This is a genomic window from Streptomyces sp. 3211.6, from assembly GCF_003634815.1.
Taxonomy (GTDB): domain Bacteria; phylum Actinomycetota; class Actinomycetes; order Streptomycetales; family Streptomycetaceae; genus Streptomyces; species Streptomyces katrae_A.
Window position 1 is genome coordinate 4928725 of record NZ_RBXC01000001.1, and the last position, 25040, is coordinate 4953764.

Here is a 25040-nt window from a genome sequence, read left to right on the forward strand (position 1 = left end):
CCGGGGGCGGCGACGCCGGATCCATCGGTGCCGTCCGACCGTGAGGGGGCGGAGCGGCAGGCACGGAAGGACGCCGCGCGCCCGCCCCCGTCCCGCGCACCCGTACCCGGCGGCTACTTGGGCTTCGCGTAGTCCCCGAAGCCCGTCCAGTCCAGCGCCACGCACGGCTCGTCGCCGAGCACCCAGGCGTCATGCCCCGGCGAGACCTGCATGAAGTCCCCCGGGCCGTAGTCCTCCTCCTGCCCGTCGTCCATGACGACGTGCATCCTGCCGCTCACCACGTACCCCGTGTGCGCGGCCTGGCAGCTGTCCGTGCCGGCCAGCGGCTTGATGTGCTCCGACCAGCGCCAGCCCGGTTCGAAGACCGCCCGTCCGACGGCACCGCCTTCGGCCTGGACCACGTCCAGCCGGCCCTTGCCGTCCGCGAACGGCCGGGTCTCGTCGGCGCTGTCGAAGCTCCTGCGCACCATTGTGGCCATGCTCTGTCGCCTCCCGGAGAGAACGAACCCCGAGTCCACTCCTCACTCTACGCCCGGGCCACCCGCCCCTCACCCCCGCAGCGACCGCCCGAACCCCGAGGCCAGCGGCATCCGCAGGCCCAGCGGCGGGGGAGCCGCCAGCGCGTCCGTCACCGGCCGCGAGTACCGCCCCGAGACCATCGCGCCCAGGACGAAGTCCACCGCGAGCGCCACCACTTCCGCCCGGTGCTCGCGCAGCCCGTGCCCGTCCGAATGCACCTCGAACCGGCAAGTAGAACGATTCGCCTTCTTCGCCCGCGCCGCCAGCCGGAAGGAGGACTCCGGGTCACTGCGCGCGTCGTTCGTCCCGTGCACGATCAGCACCTGCCGCCCCGCGAGCTGTTTCACCGGTTCAGGGGAGCCCTCGTGCACCTCCTGCGGTAACCAAGGGGCCAGTGCCACCACCGAGTTGACGGCCCCGTGCCCCGCCGCCCGCAGTGCCGTCCGGCCCCCGGCCCCGTAGCCGGCCAGGCAGACCGGCACGTCCCCGTACCGGCGCAGCGCCTCGTCGGCCGCCCACCGTGCGGCCTCCTCCCGCTCCTGCGGGCCGTGCAGCACGGTGTGCGCCACCAGCCCCTGCTCACCGCCCGCCCGGGCCAGCGCCCGAGCGAGCGGGCGCAGCGGACCGGGGGCGATCCTGGACGCCCCGGGGAGCAGGAGGACCACACCGCTGACCATCGACTCCGGGCCGTTCGCGCCGGCCGCCCGCCCCAGGCGGGCCCCGCGCGCCGGCGGCGCATGCTGTGCCATGGCGGAACAGTCTCAGACCGGCGGGTGTATGCCACCCGTCCGTACGGTCTCTGTTACATATCGACGCCCGCCGCCGACGGGTTGCTCTACGCGCGTAGGAGTAGAGTGCCGGGATGACGAGCGAGACCCCCAACACGCCCAGCCCGGATCAGATCCGCCGCTCCCCGAAGGTGCTCCTGCACGACCACCTCGACGGTGGCCTCCGCCCCGGCACCATCATCGAGCTGGCCGCCGAGGTCGGCTACGACAAGCTGCCCGAGACCGACGCCGACAAGCTCGGCGTCTGGTTCCGCGACGCCGCCGACTCCGGCTCCCTCCCGCGCTACCTGGAGACGTTCGCGCACACCTGCGCCGTCATGCAGACCAAGGCGGCCCTCTTCCGGGTCGCCGCCGAGTGCGCCGAGGACCTGGCCGAGGACGGCGTCGTGTACGCCGAGATCCGCTACGCCCCCGAGCAGCACCTGGAGGCCGGCCTGACCCTCGAAGAGGTCGTCGAGGCGGTCAACGCCGGCTTCCGCGAGGGCGAGCGCCGCGCCAAGGCGGGCGGCCACCGCATCCGCATCGGCGCCCTGCTGACCGCGATGCGCCACGCGGCCCGCGCGCTGGAGATCGCCGAACTGGCCAACCGCTACCGCGACAACGGCGTCGTCGGCTTCGACATCGCCGGCGCCGAGGCCGGGTTCCCCCCCACCCGCCACCTCGACGCGTTCGAGTACCTCAAGCGCGAGAACAACCACTTCACCATCCACGCCGGCGAGGCCTTCGGCCTGCCGTCGATCTGGCAGGCCCTCCAGTGGTGCGGCGCCGACCGCCTGGGCCACGGCGTGAAGATCATCGACGACATCGAGGTCGCCGCCGACGGCTCCGTGAAGCTCGGCCGCCTGGCCTCGTACGTCCGCGACAAGCGCATCCCCCTGGAGATGTGCCCGACGTCGAACCTGCAGACCGCCGCGGCCGCCTCGTACGCCGAGCACCCGATCGGCCTGCTGCGCAAGCTGCACTTCCGGCTGACGGTCAACACCGACAACCGCCTGATGAGCGGCACCAGCATGAGCCGCGAGTTCGAGCACCTGGTCGACACCTTCGGCTACTCGCTCGACGACATGCAGTGGTTCACCGTCAATGCGATGAAGTCCGCATTCATTCCTTTCGATGAACGACTGGCGATGATCAACGACGTGATCAAGCCCGGTTATGCGGAGCTGAAGTCCGAGTGGCTTTTCCGTCAGACCGCTTCCACCAGCGGATCCGTATCGGCATAGGCCACAGAATGACCCACGGAAAGCGCCCGGCGGCACGTCACCCCGGGCGCTTTCTCGTATTAAAGGATGTTTGCGGGAGGGGGTTTGAAGTGACTAACTTGCGGAGCCGCTCGATTCCCCGTCGCAAGGACGATTTTTCATGAAGCAGTCTGCTGCCAAGTCCCTCGGTGTCGCTGTCATTGGTGCCGCCCTCGCCGCGGGTGCCGCGGGTACCGCCTCCGCCTCGGCGCTCCCCACCCCGAACCTCACGGACGCCCTCGGCACCGTCACCAGCGCCACCAGCTCCATCACCAACCAGACGGAGAAGGGCCAGGACGGCCAGGCCAGCGACCCGGCCGCGCCGGTGAACCAGCTGCTCGGCGGAGTCCCCGCGCTCGGCGGCCTCGGTGGCGCCCTGGGCTAACCGCCCACCCCGCGAAACGCACACCCGTACGCATGGCGCACACCCCTTCGAGGCGGTGTGCGCCATGCGGCGCGGTGTGCCACGATCCCCACCAACTACCCGCCGACGTATGGGTGGGGGCACACCCAGCGGTAGCTGGGGGAGAGGTCCGGTCATGCGCATCACGGCACGATTCAAGGCGCCCGCGACGACGTTCGCGCTGCTCCCCGCCCTGCTCCTCGGAGCCGTCGGCTGCAGCGACGGTACGGACGCCGCGCCGCCCGGAAAGGGCCCCGACCCCAAGGGCTCCGCGGCCGCCTCTCCCTCCGGCGCACCCGGCCCCGCCGCCGCCTCCCCGGCCCCCAAGGCCAAGGACGCCCGTCTGGAGCGCTCCGCCCTCGCGCAGGGCGACCTCCCCGGCTACCAGGTCTCGGCGCAGGGCAAGAACCCCAACGCCCCGGCCGGCCAGCCGCAGGCCGACAAGAAGGCCTGCCAGCCGCTCGCCGACATCATGGGCGACAAGCCCGACCCGGCCGCGCACGAGACCGTCAACCGGGGCATCGGCTCCCAGAAGCAGGTCGGCCTCGCCGTCTCCGCGTCCGTCAGCTCCTACGACGAGAGGGACGCCAAGAAGGTCGTCGCCCGGCTCCGCGAAGCCGTCGCGGCCTGCGGCTCCGGCTTCACCGCAACCGTGCAGAAGCAGACCGGCACCTACCGGGACGTGAAGGCGGTCCCGTTCAAGACCGCCGGTGACGAGAGCGTCAGCTGGACCACGACCGCATCCGCCGAAGGCGTCTCGGCCCAGGTCCACCTGGTCGTCGTCCGCGAGGGGTCCAGCATCGTACGGCTGATGGCCCTCAACGTGGCGGCCGCCGGCCAGAAGGCGGCGGTTCCGCAGGAAGTCGCCGACAAGCAGCTGGAGAAGGTCCGGAAGGCCGGCTGAACCCGGCCTGAGGGCGGCCGGGTCTTGCGAGCCGGTCGCGAGCGCCGGCCGCGGCCGGCACGAGGAGTCCTACCAGGCGGCGCTCGCGGCGCCCACGCCGGACTTCTCGTTCGGGATCAGCAGCCACAGCGCCAGGTAGATCAGGAACTGCGGGCCGGGCAGCAGGCAGGACAGGACGAAGATGAGCCGCATCGTGCGGGCCTTCATTCCGAACCGCTTGGCCAGTCCGGCGCAGACGCCGCCGATCAGCCGTCCGTCACGGGGGCGGGTCAGCGCGCTCATGGTGTGCTCCTTCGTATCGGGATTCGCGCGCATTCCGTCATTTCCTGGCGCGATGAATCAATACTCGCGCGGCACGGCCGACAGAACGTCGGTCCACGGGCCGAGGCCGACCCTGGGAATTCTCGGGGTGTTCCCCTGAGACACCGCATCCGGGGAGCTCAGGGGCCTGCGCAGCCTGGCCCGCAGCACCGGTACGACCGCCATGTGCACGATCATCACCCCGGCGGTGTTCAGCAGCAGGGAATCCACGTCCGGAACCCGCCCCGGAACGGCCGTCTGGAGCATTTCGATGCTCAGCGAGATCAGTACGGCGGCCGTCGCCGTCCGCGCCAGCGAGGCCCACGCGGCCAGCGCCCCGGGCTTCAGCCGGCCCCCCGCCAGCGGCAGCAGCACCCCCAGCGGGGCCAGCAGCGCCAGCCCCTCCCCGATCCGCCGCGCGGCCTCCAGCGGCCCCAGCGCCAGGTCCGCCCGGATCCCCTCCAGCGGCGACAGGTTCGCGGCCGCCGCCCAGGGCACGTCCAGCGGACTCAGGGTGAGCCATCCGACGACCAGCAGGTGCGCGGCCAGCAGGGCCCCGCTCAGGAGCCGGGGACGGACCGGGAGCTGTGTGGCGGTGGCGGCGCTGCCGCTGCCCTCATGACGGTGCACACCAGCGAGGACGCCACCCCCGGTGGCGGCGGTTCCGGTCGGCCGCTGCCGTCTCGGACCGTGTGGCGCGCCCGGTCAGCGCCCCCGGTCAGCGCCCCCGGTCAGCCGGTCCCCGGCGCCGGGTGCCGCTCCGCCCAGTCAGCGAGACCGGTGAGCCGCCCGTAGAGCTCGCGCGCCGCGTCGGTGGCGGCGTACTCCACCCGGGGCGGCACCGTGGGGTACACGGTGCGGACCAGCAGGCCGTCCTCCTCCAGCTCGCGCAGCGTGAGGGTGAGGATCCGGCGGCTGATCCCGGCCAGCGACCGTTCGAGCGCCGAGAAGCGGACGGGCCCGTGGAGGGTTTCGCTCAGGACGCCGAGACTCCATTTGCCGCTCACCCTGCCGAGCACGTCGAGGACGGTGCAGACCTCACGGCCCGCGCCCTCCTGCGCCGTGCACGCGGTAGTACGTGACATAAATGTGCCTTCTTCCGTTGTGCGGCGCCCTCTTCGAGGATGGGCGGTGTGCACGTCAGTGCCCCGCGAGGACGGCCCGTCCGGCCGGCTCGCGCCCATCCGCAGGCCCGACGAGAGGCGAGGGACGACGAGTGAGGAACACCGGCAGCACGCAAGTGCTTCCCGCGGCGGTGGAGTTGGACGCGGGGGTGAGGGAGCTGCTCGACGGCCGGAACTTCGCGGTGGTGGCGACGCTGAACCCCGACGGCGGCCCGCAGACCTCCGTGGTCTGGGCCGGCAGGCGCGGGGACGCCGTGGTCTTCTCCACCACCGCGGGACGAAAGAAGGCGCGCAACCTCGCCCGCGACCCGCGCATCAGCCTGACGGTCTACGACCGCGAGAACCCCTACCGGTCGGTGGAGATACGGGGCACGGCCGAACTGCTGCCGGACCCGCACAAGGAACTGCCGCGCGAGCTGTCCCGGCACTACCTCGGCGAGGACCCGCCGCCGGAGCCGGCCGAGGTCGTCCGGCTGATCGTGCGGATCACCGCGGAAAAGGTCGTCGCGATCTCCCTCTGAGGGGCCGGCCGGCGGGTCCCGGACGGCCGGTCCCGGACGGCCGGACGCGGGCGGGACGCCCTCCCGGGCCGGACCCGCCGTCGGCGCCCCTACCTGACCATCAGCAGCACGGCCAGCAGGACCGCGCCCGTCACCGCCGGGACGATGATCTCCCAGGCCCACCGCACGCGGACCGGCCCCTGCGCGCCGGGCCGGGCGGCTCCGCGCTCGGCCAGCTCGGTCAGCTCGTCCACGGCCTTGTCGGCGGAGGCCCGCGCCACCGGCGCGGCCGCCTTGTCTCCGGCGCCCCCGCCGCCCGGCGCCTCGCGCCGGCCGGCCGAGCGGTTCGCCTTCTTGCGCTCGCGCAGCGACACCGGCACCGACCAGAGCTGGTACGTCGCCCCGTCCGCCAGCACCTCCGCCGAGTACCCGGCGCGCACCGCGTCCACCACGGCCCAGGGCAGCTCGATGACCCGGAAGGGGTTGCGGACCCGCATCCGGTCCTCGTTGGCGAAGACGGCCGGCCGGATGGTGAACGCCACGGTCAGCGGTACGGCGCACAGCGCGGCGGCGAGCCCGATCCACCGGCCGCTGCCCACGCCGCGCACGACGGCGTCCCCGCACAGCCAGACGATCATCGCCAGGATCAGCACCCCGGTGACGACGGCCATGGGGGAGCGGTAGACGCGGTCCGCGTAGGCCGGCTCATGGGTGGAGGGTGTGGTCATGCCGCCGATTGTGCCGCATGCCCGTCCGGGGGCCACCGGCGCGCGGGGGCGGGTGCACCGATGGCGGACGTCACGCGCAGATGTGCACGAGGGGGGTGACAGGTCGCTACGCGCGTAGATATGCTCATCTGGTGACCATGCCCACCACCCTCACCGCATTCGCTGACGTGACGACGTCCGACAGCGCGCTGCGCCGCTTCCTGCACGGGCTGCCCGGCGTCGACGCAGTCGGACTGGAGGCCCGCGCGGCCTCCCTCGGCACCCGTTCGATCAAGACGACGGCCAAGGCGTACGCCATCGACCTGGCCATCTCGATGATCGACCTGACGACGCTCGAGGGTGCGGACACCCCGGGCAAGGTCCGGTCGCTCGCCGCCAAGGCCGTCAACCCCGACCCCCTGGACCGCACGACGCCCATGACCGCCGCGGTCTGCGTCTACCCCGACATGGTGGCCACCGCCAAGGCGGCGCTCAACGGCGCCGACGTCAAGGTCGCCTCCGTCGCCACCGCCTTCCCGGCGGGCCGCGCCGCCCTGCCGGTCAAGCTGGCCGACACCCGTGACGCCGTCGCCGCCGGCGCCGACGAGATCGACATGGTCATCGACCGTGGCGCCTTCCTCGCCGGCCGCTACCTGGACACCTACGAGCTGATCAAGGCCGTCAAGGAGGCGTGCGTCCGCGAGGACGGCACCGCCGCCCGGCTGAAGGTCATCTTCGAGACCGGCGAGCTGTCGACGTACGACAACATCCGCCGCGCCTCCTGGATCGGCATGCTCGCGGGCGCCGACTTCATCAAGACCTCCACCGGCAAGGTCGGCGTCAACGCCACCCCCGCCAACACCCTGCTCATGCTCGAAGCCGTCCGCGACTTCAAGGCGCAGACTGGAATCCAGATCGGCGTGAAGCCGGCCGGCGGCATCCGCACCACCAAGGACGCCATCAAGTTCCTGGTCCTGGTCAACGAGACCGCGGGCGAGGACTGGCTGACCAACGAGTGGTTCCGCTTCGGCGCCTCCAGCCTGCTGAACGACCTGCTCATGCAGCGCCAGAAGCTGAGCACCGGGCGTTACTCCGGACCCGACTACGTGACGGTGGACTGATCACCATGGCATCCCTCTTCGAGTACGCACCGGCTCCCGAGTCCCGCTCGGTCGTCGACATCGCCCCCTCCTACGGGCTCTTCATCGACGGCGAGTTCACCGACGCCGCCGACGGCAAGGTCTTCAAGACCGTCAGCCCCTCCAGCGAGGAGGTCCTGTCGGAGGTCGCCCAGGCCGGCGCCGCCGACGTCGACCGCGCCGTCAAGGCCGCCCGCCGCGCCTTCGAGAAGTGGTCCGCGCTGCCCGGCTCCGAGCGCGCCAAGTACCTCTTCCGCATCGCCCGGATCATCCAGGAGCGCAGCCGCGAGCTGGCCGTCCTGGAGACCCTGGACAACGGCAAGCCGATCAAGGAGACCCGCGACGCGGACCTCCCGCTGGTCGCCGCGCACTTCTTCTACTACGCGGGCTGGGCCGACAAGCTCGACCACGCGGGCTACGGCGCGAACCCGCGCCCGCTGGGCGTGGCCGGCCAGGTCATCCCCTGGAACTTCCCGCTGCTGATGCTCGCGTGGAAGATCGCCCCGGCGCTCGCCACCGGCAACACCGTCGTCCTCAAGCCGGCGGAGACCACCCCCCTCTCGGCGCTGTTCTTCGCGGACATCTGCCGCCAGGCCGGTCTCCCCAAGGGCGTCGTCAACATCATCCCCGGCTACGGGGACGCGGGTGCCGAGCTCGTCGCCCACCCCGACGTCAACAAGGTCGCCTTCACCGGCTCCACCGCGGTCGGCAAGGCCATCGCCCGCCAGATCGCCGGCACCGGCAAGAAGGTCACCCTGGAGCTGGGCGGCAAGGGCGCCAACATCGTCTTCGACGACGCCCCCATCGACCAGGCCGTCGAGGGCATCGTCAACGGCATCTTCTTCAACCAGGGCCAGGTCTGCTGCGCGGGCTCCCGCCTGCTGGTCCAGGAGTCGATCCACGACGAGCTGCTGGACTCCCTCAAGCGCCGCCTGAGCACCCTGCGCCTGGGCGACCCGCTCGACAAGAACACCGACATCGGCGCGATCAACTCCGCCGAGCAGCTCGCCCGGATCACGGCCCTGGCCGACACCGGCGAGGCCGAGGGCGCCGAGCGCTGGTCCCCGGCCTGCGAGCTGCCGTCCTCCGGCTACTGGTTCGCCCCGACGCTCTTCACGAACGTCACCCAGGCGCACACCGTCGCCCGTGACGAGATCTTCGGCCCGGTCCTGTCCGTGCTGACGTTCCGCACCCCGGACGAGGCCGTCGCCAAGGCCAACAACAGCCAGTACGGCCTGTCCGCCGGCATCTGGACGGAGAAGGGCTCCCGCATCCTCGCGGTGGCGAACAAGCTCCGCGCGGGCGTCGTCTGGGCCAACACGTTCAACAAGTTCGACCCGACCTCGCCCTTCGGCGGCTACAAGGAGTCGGGCTTCGGCCGCGAGGGCGGCCGCCACGGTCTGGAGGCCTACCTCGATGTCTGAGTCCTCTCTGCGTCTGAACGTCTTCAAGACCTACAAGCTGTACGTCGGGGGCAAGTTCCCCCGCTCCGAGAGCGGCCGGGTGTACGAGGTGAGCGACTCGAAGGGGAAGTGGCTGGCCAACGCCCCGCTGTCCTCCCGCAAGGACGCCCGTGACGCGGTCGTCGCCGCCCGCAAGGCCTTCGGTGGCTGGGCGGGCGCGACCGCGTACAACCGTGGCCAGATCCTCTACCGCATCGCCGAGATGCTGGAGGGCCGCCGCGAGCAGTTCGTCCGCGAGGTCGGCGAGGCCGAGGGCCTGTCAAAGTCCAAGGCGGCGGCGGTCGTCGACGCGGCCATCGACCGCTGGGTCTGGTACGCGGGCTGGACCGACAAGATCGGCCAGGTCGCCGGCGCGGCCAACCCGGTCGCGGGCCCGTTCTTCAACCTCTCCACCCCGGAACCGACCGGCGTCGTCACGGTCGTGGCCCCGCAGGACTCGTCCTTCCTGGGCCTGGTCTCGGTGATCGCCCCGGTGATCGCGACGGGCAACACCGCCGTCGTCATCGCCAGCGAGAAGGCCCCGCTGCCCGCCCTGTCCCTGGGCGAGGTGCTGGCCACCTCCGACCTGCCGGGCGGCGTCGTCAACATCCTCTCCGGCAAGGCCGCCGAGATGGGCCCGCACCTCGCGGCCCACCAGGACGTCAACGCGATCGACCTCGCGGGCGCGGACGCGGCGCTGGCCAAGGAGCTGGAGATCGCCGCGGCCGACAACCTCAAGCGCGTCCTGCGTCCACAGCCTGTGGACGACTGGGCCGCCGACCCGGGCACGTCGCGCATGACGGCGTTCCTGGAGACCAAGACGGTCTGGCACCCCACCGGATCGCTGGGCTCGGGCGGCTCCTCCTACTAGCCCCCGCCCCCCCCCCGTGAGCCGGCCCCGGCAGCCAGTCCCCCCGTGCTGCCGGGGCCTTCGCGCGTCCGCCGCCGCTACCCCTTCGGGAGCACCGGGCCCAGCAGCGAGGAGACGGCCGCCTGCGGGATCTCCTTCACCGACGGCCCCTGCGTCAGCACCCCCGTGACCATCGTCGTGCCCACCGCCGGGAAGTCGGCGACCTTCGTGCCCACCCCGTTGTCGAGGGGGTCCACGCCGGTGTGTGCGAGGGGGTTCACCTTCAGGTTGGAGATCGGGTCGACGACCCCGGAGACCGCCGCCGCCGGGTCCAGCTCACCGGCCTGCGCCGCACCGGCCGCCATGGCCAGGGCCGCCCCGGCCAGGGAGAGGGTCAGTCCGGCGGAACGGAGCCGCTGGGGAGAGGGGTCGGAGGCTGCGTGACGTGCCATTGGTTCCCGCCTGGGGTCGTAGTCGCGTGCGCACACAGCGTAGTCGAGGGGGCGTCTCCGGTTCCAACCCGCCGTGTGAGACCGGTCGCAGGGGCTGTCGCCAGTGTGTTGATACGCGGGGTCATGCCTCACACTGGTCTCCCGTGAGCTGTTCATCTCCCCTTCCGACGCGCGTCGTGCTCCTGACCGGTCCCTCGGGTTCCGGCAAGTCCTCGCTGGCGGCCCGCTCGGGGCTGCCCGTACTGCGCCTCGACGACTTCTACAAGGAGGGGACGGACCCGACCCTCCCCCTGGTCGAGGGCAGCTCGGACATCGACTGGGACTCCCCGCAGTCCTGGGACGCCGAAGTCGCCGTGGCCGCCGTCGCCGAACTCTGCCGCACCGGCCGCACCGAGGTCCCCGTCTACGACATCGCGACCAGCTCCCGCACCGGCACGGAGACCCTGGACATCTCCCGCACCCCGCTGTTCATCGCGGAGGGCATCTTCGCCGCCGACATCGCCGCCCGCTGCCAGGAACTCGGCCTCCTCGCCGACGCGATCTGCCTGCGCGGCCGCCCCTCCACCACCTTCCGCCGGCGACTGGCCCGCGACCTGCGCGAAGGCCGCAAGTCCCTGCCGTTCCTGCTGCGCCGAGGCCTGCGCCTGATGCGCGCCGAACGCGGCATCGTCGCCCGGCACGTCGCCCTCGGCGCCCACGCCTGCGGCGGCGACGAGGCCCTGGGCCGCCTCGCCGCGGCGGCGGCGGGCCGCCACCGCTCGGCGACCGCGGCGGCGGCGTAGCCCCGGCCACGAAAAGACACGAAAAGAAGAGGCGGGACCGAGCGGACCCCCGGCCGCCCGGTCCCGCCTCCATCCCCCCCACGGCCTCCGTCCCACCCCCGTAGGACGGACCCCCTGGCCGGTGGTCTGCGGTCTGTGATGTGCAGATGTGTGGTGCGTGGTGTGTGGTGTGTGGTGCGTGGTGCGTCGTACGTGGTGCGTCGTGCCCGGTGTTACGCGACGAGCTCCCCGAAGGACTCCGCCTCGTCCCGCCCGAAGCTCAGCACCTCGTCCTCGCGCAGCCGGCGCAGCGAGCGCCAGATGCTCGACTTCACGGTGCCGACGCTGATGCCCAGGATCTCCGCGATTTCCGGGTCCGTACGGCCCTCGTAGTACCGCAGCACCAGCATCGTGCGCTGCGGCTCCGGGATCCGGGCCAGCGCCTGCCAGAGCACCGCGCGCAGCTCCGTACCGCGCATCGCGTCCGTGTCGGAGGCCGTCTCCGGCAGCTCCTCCGTCGGGTACTCGTTGAGCTTGCGCCGGCGCCACGCGCTGATGTGCAGGTTCGTCATCGTCCGGCGCAGGTAGCCGCCCACCGCCGCCTTGTCGCTGATCCGGTCCCAGGCCCGGTAGGTGGAGAACAGCGCGCTCTGCAGCAGGTCCTCGGCCTCGTGCCGGTCGCCGGTCAGGTGGAAGGCCGTCGCGTACAGGGCCGCGCGCCGCTCCTGGACGTACGCCGTGAACTCCGCCTCCGAGGAGGAGGACGGGGAGGAAGGGGTCCGCTGGGCGGGAACCGCCTGGTACTGGTTCGCGTCAATGGCTACGACATGAGCCTGTCGCCGGGAGCCCGGCACCGTACGGACACCCGCCCGGCGGTTCGCGTCGTGCAGCCGCGTGACAACCGCGCTGGTGGTGGTGCTGTGCAGCGTGTTCATCTCGCGCCCCCCGTCGTGGAGTCTGCTTCGGTCCGTGCTTCGATGACAAAAGACTGCCCGGCCGACTTAACCGGCGTGTCCGTCGACTGTCACAGCACTGTCACAGCCGCCCGCGATCCGGATCCGAGCGGGACTCGACGGAACCGGGCGGGAGCCGACGCCGGATCCGTCGCGCGCGACGGTCGAAGTCCCGACGGCCGATGGGACAGAATGAGCCCGTGCCTTTCCTGTTGCTGATCGAGGACGACGACGCCATCCGCACGGCCCTCGAACTCTCCCTGACCCGCCAGGGCCACCGTGTGGCCACCGCGGCGACGGGCGAGGACGGCCTGAAACTGCTCCGTGAGCAGCGGCCGGACCTGATCGTGCTCGACGTCATGCTGCCCGGCATCGACGGCTTCGAGGTGTGCCGGAGGATCCGCCGCACCGACCAGCTGCCGATCATCCTGCTCACCGCGCGCAGCGACGACATCGATGTCGTCGTCGGCCTGGAGTCCGGAGCCGACGACTACGTCGTCAAGCCCGTCCAGGGCCGGGTGCTCGACGCCCGCATCCGCGCCGTGCTGCGCCGCGGCGAGCGCGAGGCCAGCGACTCCGCCGTCTTCGGGTCCCTCGTCATCGACCGCGCCGCCATGACCGTGACGAAGAACGGCGAAGACCTCCAGCTCACACCGACCGAGCTGCGGCTGCTCCTGGAGCTCAGCCGCCGGCCCGGGCAGGCGCTCTCCCGCCAGCAGCTGCTCCGGCTGGTGTGGGAGCACGACTACCTCGGCGACTCGCGGCTCGTCGACGCGTGCGTACAGCGGCTGCGCGCCAAGGTCGAGGAGGTCCCCTCCTCACCGACCCTGATCCGCACGGTCCGGGGCGTCGGCTACCGACTGGACTCCCCGCAGTGACCAAGGCCCTCTTCGCGGGCCGGCGCTGGACCAGCCTGCGGGTGCGGCTGCTCGTGGTGTTCGCCCTGGTCGCCCTGACGGCCGCCGTCTCCGCCTCCGGAATCGCCTACTGGCTCAACCGCGAGGCGGTCCTCACCCGTACCCAGGACGCGGCCCTGGGCGACTTCCGCCAGGAGATGCAGAACCGCGCCGCGGCCCTGCCCGCCAACCCCACCCCCGAGGAACTCCAGCGCACCGCCGAGCTGATGGCGGGCAGCAGCCCCGGGTACAGCGTGCTGCTCGTCAGCGAGGGCAAGGACAAGCGGCCCGTGTTCGGCGCCGCCGGGGCGGCGTCCTTCGGGCTGGACGACGTGCCGAAGTCCCTCCAGCACGCCGTGAACGACCGCCAGAAGACCACGACCGCGAACGACGCCGAGTACCACATGTACTGGCAGCGGACGAAGCCCGGCGGCAAGCCCTACCTCGTCGGCGGCACGCGCATCATCGGCGGCGGACCCACCGGCTACATGTACAAGTCCCTGGCCACGGAACGCGACGACCTCAACGCCCTCGGCTGGTCCCTGACCATCGCGACGGGCCTGGCCCTGCTCGGATCGGCGCTGCTCGCGCAGGCGGCGGCCCGGACCGTGCTCAAGCCCGTACAGCGGCTCGGCGAGGCGGCACGGAGACTGGGCGAGGGCGAACTCGACCACCGGCTCGACGTGTCGGGCACCGACGAACTCGCCGACCTCTCACGGACGTTCAACCGCACCGCGGAGGCGCTGGAGAAGAAGGTCGCCGACATGAGCGCCCGCGAGGAGGCCAGCCGGCGGTTCGTGGCCGACATGAGCCACGAACTGCGCACCCCGCTCACGGCGTTGACGGCGGTCGCCGAGGTGCTGGAGGAGGAGGTCGACGACCTCGACCCGATGATCGCCCCGGCCGTGGGCCTGGTGGTCAGCGAGACCCGGCGGCTCAACGACCTGGTGGAGAACCTGATGGAGGTCACCCGTTTCGACGCGGGGACGGCCCGACTGGTGCTCGACGACGTCAACGTCGCCGACCAGGTCACCGCCTGCATCGACGCCCGGGCCTGGCTGGACGCCGTCGAGGTCGACGCCGGCCGCGGCATCGTGGCCCGCCTCGACCCCAGGCGCCTCGACGTCATCCTGGCCAACCTGATCGGCAACGCCCTCAAGCACGGCGGCTCGCCGGTGCGGGTGTCCGTGCGGGTCGAGGAGGAGTGGCTGGTCGTCGCGGTCAAGGACAACGGGCCGGGCATCCCGGAGGAGGTGCTGCCGCACGTCTTCGACCGGTTCTACAAGGCCAGCGCCTCCCGGCCGAAGTCGGACGGCAGCGGACTGGGCCTGTCGATCGCCATGGAGAACGCGCACATCCACGGCGGCGACATCACGGCCGCGAACGGCCCGGAAGGCGGGGCCGTGTTCACCCTGCGGCTTCCGGTGGACGTGGGGAAGGTGATCGCCGGTGGCGGCACGGAAGCGTAGGACGCACGCGGCGCTGCTGGGCGCAGGGGCCTTGGCCCTCGCCCTCACCGGGTGCGGGATCCGGGCCACGACCGTTCCGGTCGACGTGGGCCCGGCCCCCTCACGGGTGTCCTGCGACACCCCGGACCTGCCGCCCGGGCAGAGCGGGGTGCAGGGGTTCCGCGCCAAGGTGGAGCTGGTCTGCGGATCGCAGCTGGTGGCGGTGGAACGGGTCGTCCCCGTCCCCGAGAAGCGCACCGGGCGCGAGCCCGTCGCGCTGGTCGCACAGGCCCTGCTGGAGGAACTGGAACGCCCCCTGTCCGAGCAGGAACGGGAGGGCGGCTTCACGACCGGCGTCCGGGACGGGCTGACGTCCGTCCCGGCGCGCCCCGGCGACCCGGCGGGCACGGTCCGGCTGAGCCGCAAGCCCGAGGACCTGCCGCCGGTGGCCCTGGCCCAGATCGTGTGCACCCTCTCCGCGAGCGACGCCATCTCGGCGGGCCCCGGCCCGGTGGTCCTGGGCGGCCCGGACGCGGACCCGCCGCGCGCCTGGGAATGCACGGACGCGGTCCGCAACCGCCCGGAATCGGCCCCCACCCTCGGCGAACTGGTCCGCCCGACGGGCTCCCCGACGCCGTCACCGTCGCCCTCCTGACGCCGGGGCCCGCCATCGCCCCCTCGAGGGACGGGGGCCCGGCGGTATCTGCCCACCCGCCTCCCCGGGTGCGGGTGGGTGGGGCGGGGGGCGGCATCCCGCCGGGCGGCGACGGGACAGCGGGCCGGTGCCGAGTGTGGCCCCGGCACCGGGCCGCTGGCCGGTTCCGGTCCGGGTAGGCGCCGACGGGTGGTGGGTGGGCAGATACCGCCCGGGCCCGGCCCCTCGCGGGGGAGATGGCGGCCCGTGCGAATGCCGACGGCCCCCTCGGTTGTGCCGAGGGGGCCGTCGGGGCGGCGGGGGCGGGGGCTACAGGCCGATGGCCGCCGCGAGGTCCTTCTTCACCGTGTCCAGGATTTCCTGGCCGCGGGTGCGGGCCGCCGTGAGGTCCGAGGCTTCCGAGACCGGGACGACCACCTCGAGGTAGCACTTCAGCTTGGGCTCCGTGCCCGACGGGCGGCAGATGACCCGGGCCTTGTAGTCGCCCTCCAGGTAGTAGCGCAGGCCGTCCGTGGGCGGGAGCTTCTCCGTGCCCTGGGACAGGTCCTCCGCCGAGACCACCCGCAGGCCCGCCAGGGCCGTCGGGGGTTCCGCGCGGAGCCGGGCCATCGCGTTGGCGATGATCGACAGGTCCTCCACGCGGACCGACAGCTGGTCGGTGTGGTGGAGGCCGTGGGCCATCGCCAGGTCGTCCAGGAGGTCGGTCAGGGTGCGGCCCTGCTCCTTGAGCTCCGAGGCCAGTTCGGCGACCAGCAGGGCGGCGGTGATGCCGTCCTTGTCGCGGACGCCCTCGGGGTCCACGCAGTAGCCGAGGGCCTCCTCGTAGCCGTAGCGCAGGCCCTCCACGCGGGAGATCCACTTGAAGCCCGTGAGGGTCTCCTCGTAGCCGAGGTTCGCCGCCTCGGCGATCCGGCCCAGGAGGGACGAGGAGACGATCGACTCGGCGAAGACGCCCTGGGCGCCCTTGTGGACCAGGTGGGCCGCCAGGAGGGCGCCGACCTCGTCGCCGCGCAGCATGCGCCAGCCGCCGTTGTCGGGCACCGCCACGGCGCAGCGGTCCGCGTCCGGGTCGTTGGCGATCACGATGTCCGGCTGGACCTCGGCGGCCTTCGCGAAGGCCAGGTCCATCGCGCCGGGCTCTTCCGGGTTGGGGAAGGCGACCGTCGGGAAGGCCGGGTCCGGCTCGGCCTGCTCGGTGACGAGCACCGGGGCGGGGAAGCCGTGCCGGGCGAAGGCCGCCATCACGACGTCCTTGCCGACGCCGTGCATGGCCGTGTAGACGGTCCGCACGCCGCGCGGGGACGTGGGGCTCAGGACGGAGTCCGTGCGCGCCAGGTAGGCCTCCAGGACCTCCTCGTCGAGCTGCAGCCAGCCGTCGGAGGGGCGGGGGACGGAGGCGAGGGAGGAGATCGCGTCGATCTCCGCCGCGATCTGCGCGTCCGCGGGGGAGACGATCTGCGAGCCGTCGCCGAGGTAGACCTTGTAGCCGTTGTCCCGGGGAGGGTTGTGGCTCGCGGTCACCTCGACGCCGGCGACGGCTCCCAGGTGCCTTATCGCGTACGCGAGGACGGGCGTGGGGAGGGGGCGGGGGAGCACGGCCGCGCGCAGGCCGGCGCCCGTCATGACGGCCGCCGTGTCGCGGGCGAAGTCCGCGGACTTGTAGCGCGCGTCGTAGCCGACGACCACCAGGCCGCCCTCGTGGCCCTGGGCCTTCAGGTAGGCCGCCAGGCCCGCCGCGGCGCGGATGACCACGGAGCGGTTCATCCGCATCGGGCCCGCCCCGATCTCGCCGCGCAGCCCGGCGGTGCCGAACTGGAGCGTGCCGGAGAAGCGGTCCGCGAGCTCGGCGGTGTCGCCCGCCTCGATGAGCGCGCGCAGCTCGGCCGCGGTCTCCTCGTCAGGGTCCTCCGCCAGCCAGGTCCGGGCCCGGGTGAGCAGGTCGTCCTGTGCCTGTTCCACTAGTTCCGCCTTACCTCTCGTACGTCGTCGGCTCGTCGATCAGATGCGGGCGAGGACCTGCGTCAGCAGGGTGCCCATGCGGGCGGCGGAGTCGCGGCCGGCCTGGAGGACCTCTTCGTGGTTCAGCGGCTCGCCGGACAGGCCCGCGGCCAGGTTGGTGACCAGGGAGATGCCGAGCACCTCGGCGCCGGCCTCACGGGCGGCGATGGCCTCCAGCACGGTGGACATGCCGACCAGGTCGGCGCCCATGACGCGGATCATGTTGATCTCGGCCGGGGTCTCGTAGTGCGGGCCGGGGAACTGGACGTAGACGCCCTCTTCGAGGGTCTCGTCGATCTCCTTGCACATCGCGCGCAGGCGCGGCGAGTACAGGTCGGTGAGGTCCACGAAGTTCGCGCCGACGATCGGCGAGGTCGCGGTGAGGTTGAGGTGGTCGCTGATCAGGACGGGCTGGCCGGGCTTCATGCCCTTGCGCAGGCCGCCGCAGCCGTTGGTCAGGACGACGGTCTTGCAGCCGGCGGCGACGGCCGTACGGACGCCGTGCGCGACGGCGGCGACGCCGCGGCCCTCGTAGAAGTGGGTCCGGCCGAGGAAGAGCAGCGCGCGCTTGTCGCCGATCTTGTACGAGCGGATCTTGCCGCCGTGGCCCTCGACGGCGGGCGGCGGGAAGCCGGGCAGTTCGGTGACCGGGAACTCGGCCTCGGGCGCGCCGAGCGCCTCTGCGGCGGGGGCCCAGCCGGAGCCCATGACGAGGGCGACATCGTGGGATTCGACGCCGGTGAGCTCGCGGAGGCGGGCGGCGGCGGCGTCGGCGGCGGCGAAGGGGTCGGTAACAGATGCGTTCACGCAGATGAGCGTAGCCGCTGTTGGCCTACGCGCGTAGATGGCACAGCTCACGGTGTTCGGATCGTTGCCTTGTCGTTTCCGCCGAATCGTCCCGGAGAGGGCTGGAGGCCGCTGGAGGGAGCCTGGGGCTCCGCCCCAGGGTCAGCAAGGCCGCTTGCGCAGTTCCATCACGTAGTCGTGCGGGGCGCCCGCCGATTCCGCGGCGTCGGCGATCTCGCCGAGGTAGCGGGCCGAGGGGAGGCCGCCCTCGTAGCCGTTGAGGACGTAGCACCAGGCGGGCTCCTCGCCGTCCAGCGTGTGGACCCGGATGCGCATGCGGCGGTAGATGTCCAGACCGACGCCCTCCCAGCGGTCCATGGAGTCCTCGTCCAGCGGCGCGATGTCGTACAGGGCGACGAAGACCTGCTGGCGGGGGGCCTCCACGATGGTGGCGAGGGCGCCCTCCCAGCCCATCTGCTCGCCGCCGAAGGTCAGCCGCCAGTCGTTGATCCAGCCCGTGCCGCGCAGCGGCGAATGCGGAGCGCGGCGCGTCATCAGCCGCGGGTCGAGGTTGCCGGCGTACGCGGCGTAGAGCGACATGAGGTCGAGGGTACGGGAGGGGTGCCCCGGCCCGCGTGCCCGGATGGCGCACGGATGACAGGACCGGGAGTGGGACCGGGAGCGGGACCGGGAGTGGAGCACCTTGAAGCGTGCGGGACAATGGGCGTGGAATGCATCCCCCGGGGAGACCCCCCGGACGCCGGCCGGGGCGGCAGCCGGCCGGGCAGACGTGAGGCGGAGTTTTCGTGACCCGGATCGTGATCATCGGCGGCGGACCCGGCGGGTATGAGGCGGCCCTGGTGGGGGCCCAGCTCGGTGCGGAGGTGACCGTCGTCGACTGCGACGGTCTGGGCGGGGCGTCGGTGCTGACCGACTGCGTGCCCTCCAAGACCCTCATCGCGACCGCCGAGGTCATGACCACCTTCGACTCCTCCTACGAGGAGCTCGGCATCGTCGTCGCCGACGACACCCCGCCCATCGAGCAGGCCGCGCGCGTCGTCGGCGTCGACCTCGGCAAGGTGAACCGGCGCGTCAAGCGCCTCGCGCTCGCCCAGTCGCACGACATCACCGCCTCCGTGACCCGGGCCGGCGCCCGCGTGATGCGCGGCCGCGGCAAGCTCGGCGGTCCGCAGGGCATCGACGGCACCCGGGACGTCATCGTCACCGCGGCCGACGGCACGGAGACGATCCTCACCGCCGACGCCGTCCTGATCGCCACCGGCGGCACCCCCCGCGAGATCCCCGACGCGATGCCCGACGGGGAGCGGATCCTGAACTGGACCCAGGTCTACGACCTGGAGGAGCTTCCCGAGGAGCTCATCGTGGTCGGCTCCGGCGTCACCGGCGCCGAGTTCGCCGGCGCGTACCAGGCGCTGGGCTCCCGCGTGACGCTGGTGTCCTCGCGCGACCGCGTGCTGCCGGGCGAGGACCCGGACGCGGCCGCCGTCCTGGAGGACGTCTTCCGCCGCCGCGGCATGAACGTCATCGGCCGCTCGCGCGCCGAGTCCGCCAAGCGGGTCGGCGACCGGGTCGAGGTCACCCTCTCCGACGGGCGGGTCATCAGCGGCACGCACTGCCTGATGGCGGTCGGCGCGATCCCGAACACCAGGGACATGAACCTGGAGGAGTCCGGGGTCCGGCTGAAGGAGTCCGGGCACATCTGGACCGACAAGGTCTCGCGCACGTCCTCGCCGGGCGTGTACGCGGCCGGCGACGTGACGGGCGTCTTCGCGCTGGCGTCCGTGGCTGCCATGCAGGGGCGCATCGCGATGTACCACTTCCTCGGTGACGCGGTGGCCCCGCTGAACCTGAAGACGGTCTCCTCGAACGTCTTCACCGACCCCGAGATCGCCACTGTCGGTTACACCCAGGCCGATGTGGACGCCGGGAAGATCGACGCCCGTGTCGTGAAGCTGCCCCTGCTGCGCAACCCGCGGGCCAAGATGCAGGGCATCCGGGACGGCTTCGTGAAGATGTTCTGCCGCCCGGGGACCGGGATCGTGGTCGGCGGTGTGGTCGTCTCCCCGCGTGCGAGCGAGCTGATCCACCCCATCTCGATCGCCGTCGACAACAACCTGACGGTCGAGCAGATCGCAAACGCGTTCACCGTGTACCCCTCCCTGTCGGGTTCGATCGCCGAGGTCGCCCGCCAGCTCCACACGCGCAAGGCGGCCGGAGAGGCGTAGGGCCTCACCGCCGTCCGGCCAACCGCCCCTGCCCGTCCCGGGTTTGGGGCGGACTCGGAGGGCCGGGCGGTGGCGTCCGGGTGGACGCGGGGTGTCCGTTCGGACGCGTATACCACTTGTCGCCCCACCGTATGGACAACTTCGGTATTCCGGTGCAAGGAGCTGAAACCAGACGGTCGTTGGGGTTACTGTCAGTTTCGTGTTCGCTGCTGAACGTCGCCAACTGATCCTCGAAATGGTGCGGGCCAACGGGGCTGTATCGCTCCGTGAGCTCGCCCGTGTCGTCCAGACCTCCGAAGTGACCGTACGGCGGGACGTGCGGGCACTGGAGGCAGAAGGACTCCTCGACCGCCGGCACGGCGGTGCGGTATTGCCGGGCGGTTTCACGCGGGAGTCCGGCTTTCCGCAAAAGTCCCATCTCGCGACGGCGGAGAAGACCGCCATCGCCGATGTCGCGGCCGGCCTCGTCGAAGAAGGCGAGGCCGTCGTCGTCGGCGCGGGCACCACGACCCAGGAGCTGGCCCGACGGCTCGCCCGGGTGCCCGGTCTCACCGTCGTCACCAACTCGCTGCTCGTCGCCCAGGCGCTGGCGCACGCCAACCGGGTGGAGGTGGTGATGACCGGCGGCACGCTGCGCGGGTCGAACTACGCCCTCGTCGGCAGCGGTGCCGAGCAGTCCCTGCAGGGGCTGCGGGTCTCGCGGGCCTTCCTGTCCGGCAGCGGTCTGACCGCCGAGCGCGGGCTGTCCACGTCCAACATGCTCTCCGCGAGCGTGGACCGGGCGCTGGTGCAGGCGGCGGCGGAGGTGGTGGTCCTCGCCGACCACACGAAGCTGGGCACCGACACGATGTTCCAGACGGTGCCGACGGACGTGATGACCCGGCTCGTGACGGACGAGCCCCCGCCGCACGACGACCGGGCCGCCACCGAGCTGCAGGCGCTGGCCGACCAGGGCGTGCAGATCACGGTCGCCGGGTCCGCGCCGGCCGCAGGCGGGCACGGGGGCGCCGGGGAGGGCCTGCCGGGGCGTCGGCAGCGGCGGGAGTCGCCGCTGCCGGTGCAGCGGCGCGGGGGGCCGACCGCGCAGCTGCGGAGCGCTCCCGCGGCGATGCTGGAGCAGCAGGCGGCGGGTGAGCGGGCCCGGGTCGCGGACATGAGGCGCCGCTAGCCGCTAGCCGCTACCGCTCGTCGCTCCTCGTCGAGGTCCCGTCCGCCGGCTTCCGCCGCCGTTCCCCCCGGCCGGTGTCCGCCGGGCCGTCCCCGCCAGGGCGGCCCGTCGGACACCGGCCGGCGGCGCGGCGGGAGCCCTGCGGGGCGGAGTCCCCTACCCGCCCTTCGCCCGTTCCCAGGGGCTCCGCCCCTGACCCCCGCACCGGACGCTCCGCGCCCGGTGCGCTCAAACTCCCCCAGCCACCGCTGGGAGGCCCCCAGCGCGGGCTGGAATGGCCCCGCAGGGATCCGGTGTGCGGCGGGCGGACGGGCGAAGGCCCCCGGCCCGGGGGACAACCCGGGGCGGGGGCCTTCGTCAGGTGCGGGGGCTTCAGTCCTTGATCTCGCAGATCGTGGCGCCCGAGGTGAGGCTCGCGCCGACCTCGGCCGTGAGGCCGACGATGGTGCCGGAGCGGTGCGCGTTCAGCGGCTGCTCCATCTTCATCGCCTCCAGGACGACGATCAGGTCGCCCTCGTTGACCTGCTGGCCCTCCTCGACCGCGACCTTGACGATCGTGCCCTGCATCGGGGACGCGAGGGTGTCGCCGGAGGCGGCCGGGCCGGACTTCTTGGCGGCGCGGCGCTTGGGCTTGGCGCCGCCCGCGGCGGCCGTGCGGGCCAGGGTCATGCCCAGGGAGGACGGCAGCGAGACCTCCAGGCGCTTGCCGCCGACCTCGACGACGACCGTCTCGCGGCCGGGCTCGTCCTCGGTGTCCTCGGCGGCCGGGGCCGTGAAGGCGGGGATCTCGTTGACGAACTCGGTCTCGATCCAGCGGGTGTGGACCGTGAACGGGTTGCCGTCGGCCGGGGCGAAGGCCGGGTCGGCGACGACCGCGCGGTGGAAGGGGATGGCGGTGGCCATGCCCTCCACGTTGAACTCCGCCAGGGCGCGCGCGGCGCGCTGGAGGGCCTGCTCGCGGGTGGCGCCCGTGACGATCAGCTTGGCCAGCAGGGAGTCCCAGGCGGGGCCGATGACCGAGCCGGACTCCACGCCGGCGTCCAGGCGGACGCCCGGGCCGGAGGGGGCGTCGAACTTGGTGACGGTGCCGGGGGCGGGCAGGAAGTTGCGGCCCGGGTCCTCGCCGTTGATGCGGAACTCGAAGGAGTGGCCGCGCAGGACGGGGTCGCCGTAGCCGAGTTCCTCGCCGTCGGCGATGCGGAACATCTCGCGGACCAGGTCGATGCCGGCGACCTCCTCGGTCACCGGGTGCTCGACCTGGAGGCGGGTGTTGACCTCGAGGAAGGAGATGGTGCCGTCGGTGCCGACCAGGAACTCGACGGTGCCCGCGCCGACGTAGCCGGCCTCCTTGAGGATGGCCTTGGACGCGGCGTAGAGCTCGGCGTTCTGGGCCTCGGAGAGGAAGGGGGCCGGGGCCTCTTCCACGAGCTTCTGGTGGCGGCGCTGGAGGGAGCAGTCACGCGTGGAGACGACGACCACGTTGCCGTGGGAGTCGGCCAGGCACTGGGTCTCGACGTGGCGCGGCTTGTCGAGGTAGCGCTCGACGAAGCACTCGCCGCGGCCGAAGGCGGCGACGGCCTCGCGGACGGCGGACTCGTAGAGCTCGGGCACCTCTTCGAGGGTGCGGGCGACCTTCAGGCCGCGGCCGCCGCCGCCGAAGGCGGCCTTGATGGCGATGGGCAGGCCGTGCTGCTCGGCGAAGGCGACGACCTCCTCGGCCCCGGAGACGGGGTCGGGGGTGCCGGCGACCAGCGGGGCTCCGGCGCGCTGGGCGATGTGGCGGGCGGCCACCTTGTCGCCGAGGTCGCGGATGGCCTGCGGCGGCGGGCCGATCCAGGTCAGGCCCGCGTCGAGGACGGCCTGGGCGAACTCGGCGTTCTCGGACAGGAAGCCGTATCCGGGGTGGATGGCGTCGGCGCCGGAGTCTGCCGCGGCCTGCAGGACCTTGCCGATGTCGAGGTAGCTGGCCGCCGGGGTGTCACCGCCCAACGCGAAAGCTTCGTCTGCCGCGCGGACGTGCAGAGCGTCCCGGTCCGGATCGGCGTAGACGGCTACGCTCGCGATCCCGGCGTCCCGGCAGGCCCGGGCAACGCGGACAGCGATTTCGCCACGGTTGGCGATGAGCACCTTGCGCACGATGGCTCCCTCCTTGAAACAAGCTGAGTTTAGGGACTGCCGACACGGCCTTACGACCCTTCCCCGGTGGTGAGCTTGCCCACACAGAGCGTGATGCGAGTGCCCCTTGAGTGTGAAAACCCTTGTGTCGGCCCAGGTCAGGGAGATCCCCGACTGCACAGTAACCCCGTGGCACGTCGAAGGTCTCTGTTCTGCGGGTCAGCCGCCCCCGTCGATTCTTTGTGGAGTCCCTACGAACGGCCTAGGCAATCTTTGCGTGAGAGCCGTCACGGTCCCCGCCGCTTAACGGAGCGGCCCCGACCTCTTGTCCGCGGGTTTACTCGTTAGTAGCCTCCCTGGCATCGAACACGCTTGTGGCGTGGGAGGGATGGGGGCGTCGTGCTGCGCAGACTCGTGGCGGGGCTGGGCGCGCTCGCGCTCGTCGTGGAGGCCGCGCTGCTCGTGCTCGTCCACCTCGTGCTCGGACGGACGACCGCCGATCAGTCGATGTCCATCCAGGGCAGCGATCCGCAGCTCATGTCCAAGGCGACCTACGGGCTGGGCGCGGCCATCGGAGCCTTCCTCCTGCTGACCGCCGTGCTCCTCGCCGTCGCGGCCGTGCGGGACCACCCGCCCGGCCGCATCGCCCGCGTCGTCCTCGTCGCCGCCGCCGTCACCCACGGGGTGCTCGGCGCCCTCGCGGCCGCCCTCGTCGGCTGGGGCGCCTTCGCGGCGACGATGGCCGTCTTCTGCCTGATCGTGGGCGCCCTGATCCTCTACGGAGACGGTGACCGCTCCGCGCCGGCGGCGCCCGGGAAGGGGCTCAGGCCCACAAGTCCGTGATGGACACTCCCAGTTCGCCCAGCAGGGAGCGCAGCAGCGGCATCGACAGGCCGATGACGTTGCCCGGGTCGCCGTCGATGCCGTCGATGAACGCCGACGACAGCCCGTCCAGCGTGAACGCCCCGGCCACGTGCAGCGGCTCGCCGCTCTCCACGTACGCCGCCACCTCCGCGTCCGTCGGCTCGCCGAAGCGGACCGTCGTCGAGGCCGTCGCCGAGACCTGGCGGCCCGTCGCCGTGTCGATCACGCAGTGCCCCGTGCGCAGCACGCCGGCCCGCCCGCGCATCGACTTCCAGCGGGCGGTGGCCTCCGCCGCGTCCGCCGGCTTGCCCAGCGCCTCGCCGTCCAGCTCCAGCACCGAGTCGCAGCCGATCACCAGCGCGCCGGCGGCCTCCGGCAGCTCGGCCACCACGCCCGCCTTGGCCTCGGCCAGGGCCAGCGCCAGGGCGGCCGGGTCGTCGTGGTCCAGGGTGTCCTCGTCGAAGCCGCTGACGATCACGTGCGGGGCCAGACCGGCCTGCCGCAGCAGGTTCAGCCGGGCGGGGGAGGCGGAGGCGAGGACGAGCGTGCGTACGGTCATGGGGGCCATCGTAGGGCGGCCCTAGAAGGGGGCCACACCGAGGACGTAGATGCCGACCAGCGTCGCCAGCAGCAGCACCACCAGCATCCGCCGCAGCATCGCCTGTGCGTCGCGCATGTCCTTCGGCGGCTCGTCCTTCGGGTCTGACCAGAGCATGCTCCGATCCTTTCCCCGGCACAGCGGTGGCGCCTGAGTACGGGTACTCAGGCGCCACCGTCCGTT

The 25040-nt window shown here is 72.4% G+C and carries 28 protein-coding genes; 14 read left to right on the plus strand and 14 right to left on the minus strand.

All coding sequences use genetic code 11. The features are described 5' to 3' along the window. Window positions 1–113 precede the first annotated feature (113 nt). On the minus strand, window positions 114–479 hold the full coding sequence (locus tag BX286_RS22905; protein WP_079429432.1) for a cupin domain-containing protein: 366 nt from the start codon (window positions 477–479) through the stop codon (window positions 114–116). A gap of 69 nt (window positions 480–548) precedes the next feature. Next, window positions 549–1268 carry an alpha/beta hydrolase gene (locus BX286_RS22910; protein ID WP_079429433.1) on the minus strand — a complete coding sequence of 240 codons (720 nt, stop codon included), beginning with the start codon at window positions 1266–1268 and terminating at the stop codon, window positions 549–551. A gap of 113 nt (window positions 1269–1381) precedes the next feature. Between BX286_RS22910 and BX286_RS22915 the strand changes: the two genes are divergently transcribed. From BX286_RS22915 to BX286_RS22925, 3 genes are all read left to right on the plus strand, one after another. After that, window positions 1382–2530: an adenosine deaminase gene (locus BX286_RS22915; RefSeq protein WP_079429434.1), complete on the plus strand. Its 1149-nt coding sequence runs from the start codon at window positions 1382–1384 to the stop codon at window positions 2528–2530. Window positions 2531–2669: 139 nt separating this feature from the next. Then, window positions 2670–2933, plus strand: a complete 264-nt coding sequence (locus BX286_RS22920; protein ID WP_079429435.1) for a hypothetical protein — start codon at window positions 2670–2672, stop codon at window positions 2931–2933. Window positions 2934–3087: 154 nt separating this feature from the next. Beyond that, window positions 3088–3855: a hypothetical protein gene (locus BX286_RS22925; protein WP_121016190.1), complete on the plus strand. Its 768-nt coding sequence runs from the start codon at window positions 3088–3090 to the stop codon at window positions 3853–3855. Window positions 3856–3924: 69 nt separating this feature from the next. On the opposite strand, the gene BX286_RS22930 is transcribed toward BX286_RS22925, so the two are convergent. The 3 genes from BX286_RS22930 to BX286_RS22940 form a co-directional block, all read right to left on the minus strand. Then, window positions 3925–4137, minus strand: a complete 213-nt coding sequence (locus BX286_RS22930; RefSeq protein ID WP_079429437.1) for a PspC domain-containing protein — start codon at window positions 4135–4137, stop codon at window positions 3925–3927. 57 nt (window positions 4138–4194) lie between these two features. Next, window positions 4195–4785 carry a VanZ family protein gene (locus tag BX286_RS22935; RefSeq protein WP_121016192.1) on the minus strand — a complete coding sequence of 197 codons (591 nt, stop codon included), beginning with the start codon at window positions 4783–4785 and terminating at the stop codon, window positions 4195–4197. A gap of 101 nt (window positions 4786–4886) precedes the next feature. Next, on the minus strand, window positions 4887–5240 hold the full coding sequence (locus tag BX286_RS22940) for a helix-turn-helix domain-containing protein (protein ID WP_121016194.1): 354 nt from the start codon (window positions 5238–5240) through the stop codon (window positions 4887–4889). A 188-nt stretch (window positions 5241–5428) separates the two neighbouring features. On the opposite strand from BX286_RS22940, the gene BX286_RS22945 reads away from it, so the two are divergent. Beyond that, window positions 5429–5800, plus strand: a complete 372-nt coding sequence (locus BX286_RS22945) for a PPOX class F420-dependent oxidoreductase (RefSeq protein WP_315974755.1) — start codon at window positions 5429–5431, stop codon at window positions 5798–5800. Between the two features lie 89 nt (window positions 5801–5889). Here BX286_RS22945 and BX286_RS22950 read toward each other — a convergent pair whose 3' ends face one another. After that, window positions 5890–6507 (minus strand): PH domain-containing protein, encoded by a 618-nt coding sequence (locus BX286_RS22950; protein WP_079429441.1) that lies wholly within the window; start codon window positions 6505–6507, stop codon window positions 5890–5892. 137 nt (window positions 6508–6644) lie between these two features. Here BX286_RS22950 and deoC point away from each other — a divergent pair, with 137 nt between their 5' ends. From deoC to BX286_RS22965, 3 genes are read left to right on the plus strand one after another with little or no spacing between them, the layout of a single operon-like run. Further along, the gene (gene deoC, locus BX286_RS22955; protein ID WP_100864125.1) at window positions 6645–7607 is read left to right on the plus strand and encodes a deoxyribose-phosphate aldolase; all 963 of its coding nucleotides are present in this window, start codon (window positions 6645–6647) and stop codon (window positions 7605–7607) included. A gap of 5 nt (window positions 7608–7612) precedes the next feature. After that, a complete protein-coding gene (locus BX286_RS22960; protein WP_079429443.1) occupies window positions 7613–9049 on the plus strand; it encodes an aldehyde dehydrogenase family protein in 1437 nt (478 codons plus the stop codon). Next, window positions 9042–9938: an aldehyde dehydrogenase family protein gene (locus BX286_RS22965; RefSeq protein ID WP_079429444.1), complete on the plus strand. Its 897-nt coding sequence runs from the start codon at window positions 9042–9044 to the stop codon at window positions 9936–9938. The genes BX286_RS22960 and BX286_RS22965 overlap by 8 nt, the downstream gene beginning before the upstream one ends. 77 nt (window positions 9939–10015) lie before the next feature. Here the strand turns inward: BX286_RS22965 and BX286_RS22970 are convergent, their stop codons facing one another. Then, window positions 10016–10369, minus strand: coding sequence for a hypothetical protein (locus BX286_RS22970; protein WP_079429445.1), 354 nt, complete (start codon window positions 10367–10369; stop codon window positions 10016–10018). Between the two features lie 143 nt (window positions 10370–10512). On the opposite strand from BX286_RS22970, the gene BX286_RS22975 reads away from it, so the two are divergent. Continuing rightward, window positions 10513–11151: a uridine kinase gene (locus tag BX286_RS22975; RefSeq protein ID WP_260338021.1), complete on the plus strand. Its 639-nt coding sequence runs from the start codon at window positions 10513–10515 to the stop codon at window positions 11149–11151. Between the two features lie 212 nt (window positions 11152–11363). Here the strand turns inward: BX286_RS22975 and BX286_RS22980 are convergent, their stop codons facing one another. After that, window positions 11364–12065 (minus strand): SigE family RNA polymerase sigma factor, encoded by a 702-nt coding sequence (locus BX286_RS22980; protein ID WP_079429447.1) that lies wholly within the window; start codon window positions 12063–12065, stop codon window positions 11364–11366. Window positions 12066–12283: 218 nt separating this feature from the next. On the opposite strand from BX286_RS22980, the gene afsQ1 reads away from it, so the two are divergent. Genes afsQ1 through BX286_RS22995 form a run of 3 tightly spaced genes read left to right on the plus strand, consistent with a single transcriptional unit; the run spans window position 12284 to window position 15082 of the window. After that, entirely contained in the window at window positions 12284–12961 is a 678-nt protein-coding gene (afsQ1, locus tag BX286_RS22985; protein ID WP_185117195.1) for a two-component system response regulator AfsQ1, read from the plus strand. After that, on the plus strand, window positions 12958–14448 hold the full coding sequence (locus BX286_RS22990; RefSeq protein ID WP_079429448.1) for a cell wall metabolism sensor histidine kinase WalK: 1491 nt from the start codon (window positions 12958–12960) through the stop codon (window positions 14446–14448). Before afsQ1 ends, BX286_RS22990 begins: the two co-directional genes overlap by 4 nt. After that, window positions 14429–15082, plus strand: coding sequence for a hypothetical protein (locus BX286_RS22995; protein ID WP_079429449.1), 654 nt, complete (start codon window positions 14429–14431; stop codon window positions 15080–15082). Before BX286_RS22990 ends, BX286_RS22995 begins: the two co-directional genes overlap by 20 nt. A gap of 309 nt (window positions 15083–15391) precedes the next feature. Here BX286_RS22995 and BX286_RS23000 read toward each other — a convergent pair whose 3' ends face one another. The 3 genes from BX286_RS23000 to BX286_RS23010 form a co-directional block, all read right to left on the minus strand. Beyond that, window positions 15392–17041 (minus strand): phospho-sugar mutase, encoded by a 1650-nt coding sequence (locus BX286_RS23000; protein ID WP_121016199.1) that lies wholly within the window; start codon window positions 17039–17041, stop codon window positions 15392–15394. Between the two features lie 39 nt (window positions 17042–17080). After that, a complete protein-coding gene (locus BX286_RS23005) occupies window positions 17081–17887 on the minus strand; it encodes a purine-nucleoside phosphorylase (protein WP_079429451.1) in 807 nt (268 codons plus the stop codon). A 141-nt stretch (window positions 17888–18028) separates the two neighbouring features. Next, entirely contained in the window at window positions 18029–18466 is a 438-nt protein-coding gene (locus BX286_RS23010) for a gamma-glutamylcyclotransferase (protein WP_079429452.1), read from the minus strand. 206 nt (window positions 18467–18672) lie between these two features. On the opposite strand from BX286_RS23010, the gene BX286_RS23015 reads away from it, so the two are divergent. Together BX286_RS23015 and BX286_RS23020 are read left to right on the plus strand one after the other, a co-directional pair. Next, on the plus strand, window positions 18673–20112 hold the full coding sequence (locus BX286_RS23015; protein WP_079429453.1) for an NAD(P)H-quinone dehydrogenase: 1440 nt from the start codon (window positions 18673–18675) through the stop codon (window positions 20110–20112). A gap of 199 nt (window positions 20113–20311) precedes the next feature. Further along, complete coding sequence (locus tag BX286_RS23020; RefSeq protein ID WP_079429454.1) at window positions 20312–21280, plus strand: DeoR/GlpR family DNA-binding transcription regulator; 969 nt, start codon at window positions 20312–20314, stop codon at window positions 21278–21280. A 372-nt stretch (window positions 21281–21652) separates the two neighbouring features. Here BX286_RS23020 and BX286_RS23025 read toward each other — a convergent pair whose 3' ends face one another. Further along, window positions 21653–23416: a biotin carboxylase N-terminal domain-containing protein gene (locus BX286_RS23025; RefSeq protein WP_079429455.1), complete on the minus strand. Its 1764-nt coding sequence runs from the start codon at window positions 23414–23416 to the stop codon at window positions 21653–21655. A gap of 378 nt (window positions 23417–23794) precedes the next feature. Here BX286_RS23025 and BX286_RS23030 point away from each other — a divergent pair, with 378 nt between their 5' ends. Further along, window positions 23795–24238, plus strand: a complete 444-nt coding sequence (locus tag BX286_RS23030) for a hypothetical protein (RefSeq protein WP_079429456.1) — start codon at window positions 23795–23797, stop codon at window positions 24236–24238. Here the strand turns inward: BX286_RS23030 and BX286_RS23035 are convergent. Together BX286_RS23035 and mmpB are read right to left on the minus strand one after the other, a co-directional pair. Beyond that, window positions 24219–24827: a nucleoside triphosphate pyrophosphatase gene (locus BX286_RS23035; protein ID WP_079429457.1), complete on the minus strand. Its 609-nt coding sequence runs from the start codon at window positions 24825–24827 to the stop codon at window positions 24219–24221. The two genes, BX286_RS23030 and BX286_RS23035, sit on opposite strands and share 20 nt — an antisense overlap. Before the next feature lie 12 nt (window positions 24828–24839). After that, window positions 24840–24974, minus strand: coding sequence for a morphogenic membrane protein MmpB (gene mmpB / locus BX286_RS37525; RefSeq protein ID WP_094191805.1), 135 nt, complete (start codon window positions 24972–24974; stop codon window positions 24840–24842). Between the last annotated feature and the right edge of the window lie 66 nt (window positions 24975–25040).